Source organism: Oleiphilus sp. HI0117 (genome assembly GCF_001635235.1).
This window is the reverse complement of sequence record NZ_LWGA01000752.1, coordinates 1-6626: the sequence shown is the minus strand read 5'-3', so window position 1 is coordinate 6626 and position 6626 is coordinate 1. Positions and strand designations below refer to the sequence as shown.

Genomic DNA, 6626 nt, shown 5'->3' with positions numbered 1-6626 from the left:
AAGCTCTTCGACGAATTTTTACAGAAGCTGAGGAACTTGAGTCAGCAGACGAATTGCTGAACCTGATTGTTGCCAGAGTCAAAGATGTAACCGGCTCGGACGTTTGTAGTATCTACCTTCAAGATGAGATACAGAAAGATTGGGTTCTTGTTGCTTCAGAAGGCCTTTCGAATAACGCGATTGGCTCCGTTCGTATGAAAACAGGTGAGGGCCTGGTTGGCTATATTTGTGAGAACCAGACGCTTTTAAATCTAGAGGATGGTTCTCAGAATCGTTACTACAGATACTTTCCGGAAACGGGAGAAGAGCATTTTTCCGGCTTTTTGGGTGTGCCAATTATTAGTTTTCGTCGCCTCATTGGCGTACTGGTTATTCAGTGTAAAGATAAACGGCTTTTTTCTGCTGAGGAAGAAGCTTTTCTAATTACGATAGCAGCTCAACTGGCAGGGCCTTTATCCTCAGTACTTAAGCAGGAGAGTTTGGCTGCGATTGTTAACAAGGATGTTAGTGATCAAATAAAAGTCAGCGGGGTAAAGGGGGCACCTGGCATTTCGATTGGGCTCGTTAAGGTTATTGCACCCTTTAAAGATTTAGCTTGCGTTGAAGAAGAGAGCGTGACTGATATTGACTCAGAGATCAGGTCTTTTCGTGACGCGATTGCATCTGTCAAGCTCGAGATCGAAGCAGGTGAAGACAAGCTGGCTTCATCTTTAACTCAAGAGGTTCAGGCTTTGTTTGGTGTATACCTGATGTTGCTTGAGAATGATGCCATCGTTGTCGATACAGAGACGCTAATCCAAGAGGGCTATTGTGCTTCTTACGCTTTGAAGCTCGTTATTGACCGCCATGCCAAGCAGTTTGAGTCGATGGATGATCCATACTTACGTGCTCGATCAGAAGATATCCGTCATTTGGGTTTGCGTATCTATGCCAGCATTAATGCGCATGACTTTAATGTCCAGCTGCCAAATGAACCCTTTATTCTGCTTTCAAAGAATTTAAGCATCGCCGATATTGCTGAATATGCGAATCAAAATTTGGTTGGCTTGGTATGCGTGGATGGCTCGGTTTTATCTCATGCGGCCGTTCTGGCCAGTGCTCTCGGCATTACCGCAATCATGGGTGTCGGTGATCTTAATTGGTCAAAGGTTGAGGGTAGTGTTGCTGTCATGGATGGTTATAGAGCGCAGGTCATTTTTAATGCCTCGCCTCAAATGCAGCGGGAATATCAAAGGCTGGCAGCACAAGAAAACCGATTGATGTCAGGGCTTGATAAGCTTAAGGATAAGCCCGCCGAGACCAGTGATGGTTATCGTATCAATCTTTATGCGAATACAGGTTTGCTTGCCGATTTATCTCCAGGGCTAGAGAGAGGCGCAGAAGGAGTAGGCTTATACCGTTCTGAAATTCCTTTTATGCTGCATGAAACATTTCCAACCGAAGATGAGCAAACTGCTGTTTATCGGAAAATTTTAGAGGCTTATGCGCCGCGCTCTGTTTACATGCGCACCCTTGATATAGGTGGTGATAAAGCTTTGCCGTACTTCAGCTTTGAGGAAGATAACCCTTATCTGGGTTGGCGTGGTATACGTTTTACACTTGATAATAGTAGTATTTTTCTGGCTCAGATTCGAGCGTTACTTCGTGCAAACCTTGGGATTGGCAATATGAAAATTATGTTGCCGATGGTTAGCCGTGTAGAAGAAGTGGATGCGTTCAGAGAGTTGCTTGACCAAGCAGTGGCTCAGCTACTTGCAATGGGGCTTAAAGTTGCAAAGCCAAGCGTGGGTATAATGGTAGAGGTGCCAGCAGCAATGATGGCCCTGCCACACCTATCAAAGCGAATTGACTTTATATCTATTGGTTCTAATGATCTAACGCAGTACCTACTTGCAGTGGATAGGAATAATCCGAAGGTCTCTGACTTATATAACTTTCTAAACCCGGCGGTATTGGCAAGTATTAATCATATTGTATGTACTGCTCAATCCCGTCGACTTAAGGTGTCTTTGTGTGGTGAAATGGCCTCTGACCCTGTAGCGGTTATTTTACTACTTGGAATGGGGATCAATACACTAAGTATGAGTGCCTTTAATATTCCCAAGGTTAAGTGGGTAATTCGTTCGTTTTCGCATAAGAAAGCCAGGCAGCTTCTAACAAAAGCGCTGAATCTCGAAAATGAAAGCTGTATACGTGAGATGCTTGAGGATGAGCTCGAGAGTGCTGGTTTGGGGGGCTTGATTCGAGCGGGGGCTTAGCGTTTGCGCAAATAAAAAATCCCTTTTAAAGAGCTGGCGCGCATTAAGAGGGATTCGATAAGTGCTTTTAGTCTTCTAGAACTGTAGGAAGTTGCTTGCGATGGCTCCAATGGCAACGACAAGTGATACCACTGCAATCATATTCGCCTTCTTGGCTTGCTGAACATAAGGCTGCATATCTTGCTGAACTTGGATTTGTGCCTGTGCGGCACTTACTTTCGCTGCGACGGCCTCGGCAGCACTGCTCGCGGCTTTTTCACCCATAGCGGTTCCTGCTTCGGCGCCAGTCTGGGTTGCTATATCTTTTATTTGCTGTAGTGCAGCAGGGGAAAGATCGGCACGACTTTCAATCAGGTCTCTAACTGCTTTGATCTCTGCAGTGATCTGGTTTTGGAACTGAACACCGGTTTGCTTAAGGCTGGCGTCGAGTACTGACTGTGAAACATGGTTGACGTTCTGATCTTGCCTTGCGCTAAGTTTACGTATTTCACTCTGATTCTCGTGAATATTTGTTTCAAGACGATGCAGCGAGCCGCTGATTGGTTGTAGCGCATCTTCGATCGCTCTGGCGATTAGTTTGGATGATACTTTTTCGATTAGTTCCTGGCTCATTTCTTCTTCCTCTTCCTCTGGGGAGCTGGTCGCAATAGGTTCTTGTTCTAATGGTTCGCTTTCAGTACTACTTAATTCAGGTAGATCACCTGTATCGAGAGTGACTGCGCTGAGTTCTTCTGGCTCGGCTGAATCGGCCGCAATATCAGGAGCAGGGCGACTGTTAAGTTCTTCGATAAGTTCAGCTAATCTATCTGGCTTTGCGGGCTTGCCTAGCATGGCGTAGGCACCGGAAGATAGCATTTCTGCTTCATACTCTGGCCCTTCCTTAGAGGTGTACATAAGGATAGGGATATGCGCTGTTTTGGGGTTTTGACTGATCTCTCGAGTGGTAGCCAAGCCGTCCATTCCGGGCATCATATGATCCATGAATATAAGATCGGGCAATGGTGAGCTTTCTAAATAGCTTAAAGCTTCTTCGCCTGATTCCACCATATTAACTTCGAGGCCGTTCTTTTGAACAAGTCGACTGAGCATTATCCGTGCGGATTTTGAATCATCGACGACCAGCGCTGTGTTGACAGCCATGCTTTCTCCTAAAAACAATGCGATATATGCTTTAAGCATAGATGATTTCAGGAAAAGTACTGCAGTTTTTGTGTGGCTTATGTAAGAAAAAGTGAAATTAGTTCAGATGGGTGTTGAATTTGGTAATCGGCTGGCCATTTTTTGGCCGATTTGTGACACTTAATATAGCCGTATAGCGCACTTACTGTAATCATTTCAGCAGCTTGACCTGCTTGAATGTCTCTTTCGTGATCGCCAGCGTAGACGATATTACCGGGCGCAAGGCCAAGTTGCTTTGCTGCTAAAAGAAGGGATTCTGGGTCAGGCTTGGATTTGCGGACATCATCGGGGCAGAGTGTCACACGGCTTCGTTTGTCTAGGTCCATACGCTGTAATAATAGATCGGTGTAGAGGCGAGGTTTGTTGGTGATAATTCCCCAGGGAATGTCTTTGTCTTCACAAAGAGTGAGAACCTCTTCCATGCCGTCAAAGAGCTTGGCATGCTTTCCTACTAGCGATTCATAGCGTTCCAATAACTCTTGTCTAAGTGATTCAAAGGGCTCGGTGCCGGGTTCGCCGCCAAAGCCGATTTTTACCAAAGCCCTTGCGCCATCGGACACAGTATTACGAATCGTGTCGGCTGGAAGCTGGTTTCGTCCGTGACTTATCAGTTGTTCATTGAGAACCTGAACAAAATCATTGGCTGTATCAACGAGTGTTCCGTCCAGGTCAAATAGTAGAGCGCTAATTGTCATTATGAATGTCGTTTATGAGGGGGTATAAGCTAATCGATTGGCTTGGTGGCATGTACCAGGTAATTGACATCGACGTCTCGCGCTAATTTGTATTCTTTTATTAATGGGTTGTAGACCATGCCGGTAATATCTTGAAAGTCCAGTTTTGCCTTGCGGATGTAACTTGTTAGCTCAGATGGCTTGATAAATTTCTTATACTCGTGCGTGCCTTTCGGTAGCATCTTTAGTAGGTGTTCGGCGCCAACAATGGCAAACATAAAAGCTTTAGGGTTACGATTGATTGTTGATAAGAATAGGTCGCCGCCAGGTTTCAGAAGCTTTGCACAAGCCGCTATAACTGAAGAAGGGTCTGGTACGTGTTCAAGCATTTCCAGGCAGGTGACGACGTCATAGGTGCCTGCTTCTTCGTCAGCAAGGGACTCTACGGTGATTTGTCGATAGTCAACTTCAACACCTGATTCAAGACCGTGTAGCCTTGCTACAGAAAGTGGGGCTTCACCCATATCAATACCCGTTACGTAGGCACCGCGCTGACATAGCCCTTCAGAGAGGATCCCACCGCCACAGCCGACGTCTACAACTTTTTTGCCGGGAAGGTGAGCGCGTTCATCAATATAGTTAAGACGAAGCGGGTTGATGTCGTGAAGCGGCTTAAACTCGCTTGATTTGTCCCACCAGCGACTAGCCAGTGCTTCGAATTTAGCGATTTCATTTGGATCGACGTTTTTTGCGGCTGTTTGGCTCATGTTTCTCTATTCGTGTGTTATAAATATTTCTAGAAGGCGTTTATTGTCAGCTTTCTGTCGACGAGCGAATTTTAGCTGCCCAGCTCTTGGCTTTAACAATAATTTCCTGCGTGTCCATATATTTTAGTTCGCCTTCTTCAAGAAGGAGTTTTCCGTTTACCCAGTTATGGCTTACTTGGTTGGACGCGACTGAGTATACAATATCTGAGATTGGATCAAAGCTCGGTTGGCTATTTAATGCATCCATTTTGATGGCAATCAAATCTGCTGCTTTGCCTATCTCTAGTGAACCAGTAATTTCTTCGATGCCTAAGGCTGCAGCGCCATTGATGGTTGCCATCTCGATTGCACTGGCTGCATCGATCGCGCTTGCGTCTTTTGCGACTGCCTTTGCAAGCAGGGCGGCGGTACGCATTTCGCCAAACATATCGAGGTCATTGTTACTGGCCGCACCATCGGTACCCAGGGCAACATTAACGCTTTCTGATATTAGCTGGGCGCTAGGGCAAAAGCCGCTTGCAAGTTTAAGGTTCGATTCGGGGCAGTGTATTACATGTACTTTGTTGCTGGCTAAGGATTCAATATCTTGTTCGTTTAGTTCTGTCATGTGTACGCATTGCAGGGCGAACTTATCTGAAATTAACCCTAAGTCGACGAGCCTTTGTATGGGGCGCTTATTGTTTTGCTTTACAGCTTCCTCTACTTCAAATGCTGTTTCATGAAGATGGATTTGAACTGGTATATCATGCTCAATTGCCAGATCTCTGATGTTTTCCAAAGGCGAGTCTGAAACGGTATAGGGTGCGTGAGGTCCGAAGCCGATCTCGACGAGATCACTGTCAGCGTAATCTATGGCAAGGCTTAAGGCTTTTTCGATATATTCTTCAGGTCCGCTGCCCCAAACGGTAGGGAAATCTAATATTGGGCAGCATAGATGGGCGCGTATGCCGTACTGCTCGGCGACTTGGGCGGATATGTTAGGGAAGAAGTACATGTCGCTAAAGCAGGTGGTTCCGCCTCTCAGCATTTCTGCTATCGCCAGTTCGGTTCCGTCACGGACAAAAGCCTCAGATACCCATTTTCCCTCGGCAGGCCAAATATGGTCGTTGAGCCATTCCATAAGCGGCAGGTCGTCAGCGAGACCACGAAACAGCGTCATTGCACTATGGCCGTGAGCGTTAACGAGCCCGGGCATTATGGCGTGCTCGTTCAGTTCATATGTGTTTTTAGCTTGATATTTGGTTTGGGCTTTAGCGCTTGCAAGTATGTCTACGATTTCGTCATCTCTAATGGCAAGGCTGTAATGCTCATAACAGGTGTTTCGTGGTCGAACAGGGATGATATAACGAGCATGGATTAGCGTATCAACTGTTTGCGCTTGTGGCATATAGGTACCCAGAGGTTTATATATGTTCAATTTTGAAAGGGTGAGAGTATACCTCTATTACTATGCTTGGCAATAAGCTGCGCGTTGAACTAGCTTCGGTAAGTGGCTAGCACAGATTAATATTGTTACTCTAAGCGTTTCCTTGGTTAGTTATTAGAGTAAGAGAAGAATTTATGAGCCAGCCTGATAAAGATCTACAGGATGATCCGCTTGATTCGAATAATCGAAAGCAAAAGCGTGTACACGCTCTAATACAATGGTGGCAGCAAGAAAAAGATAAAATTGCGCAAGGAGATGTGCTGAAATTTATGCACGAGAACAAAGAGCGTCTCGAAAAGTCCTTGGCCTCAATTTATCAAAA

The 6626-nt window shown here is 45.7% G+C and carries 6 protein-coding genes; 2 read left to right on the top strand and 4 right to left on the bottom strand.

Annotation, left to right across the window (positions count from 1 at the left end; genetic code table 11):
- The coding region (gene ptsP / locus A3757_RS11925) for a phosphoenolpyruvate--protein phosphotransferase (protein ID WP_082872100.1) at positions 1–2258 on the top strand (2258 nt) is incomplete at its 5' end.
- A 75-nt stretch (positions 2259–2333) separates the two neighbouring features.
- On the opposite strand, the gene A3757_RS11920 is transcribed toward ptsP, so the two are convergent.
- The 4 genes from A3757_RS11920 to A3757_RS11905 form a co-directional block, all read right to left on the bottom strand.
- Positions 2334–3398: a response regulator gene (locus A3757_RS11920; protein ID WP_068509852.1), complete on the bottom strand. Its 1065-nt coding sequence runs from the start codon at positions 3396–3398 to the stop codon at positions 2334–2336.
- 77 nt (positions 3399–3475) lie between these two features.
- Positions 3476–4132, bottom strand: coding sequence for an HAD family hydrolase (locus tag A3757_RS11915; protein ID WP_068509853.1), 657 nt, complete (start codon positions 4130–4132; stop codon positions 3476–3478).
- A gap of 29 nt (positions 4133–4161) precedes the next feature.
- Complete coding sequence (gene ubiG, locus A3757_RS11910) at positions 4162–4878, bottom strand: bifunctional 2-polyprenyl-6-hydroxyphenol methylase/3-demethylubiquinol 3-O-methyltransferase UbiG (RefSeq protein WP_068506969.1); 717 nt, start codon at positions 4876–4878, stop codon at positions 4162–4164.
- Between the two features lie 46 nt (positions 4879–4924).
- Complete coding sequence (locus A3757_RS11905; RefSeq protein ID WP_068553105.1) at positions 4925–6265, bottom strand: TRZ/ATZ family hydrolase; 1341 nt, start codon at positions 6263–6265, stop codon at positions 4925–4927.
- 173 nt (positions 6266–6438) lie between these two features.
- On the opposite strand from A3757_RS11905, the gene A3757_RS11900 reads away from it, so the two are divergent.
- Positions 6439–6626, top strand: a 188-nt coding sequence (locus A3757_RS11900; RefSeq protein ID WP_156506292.1) for a hypothetical protein, incomplete at its 3' end; no start/stop codon positions are given.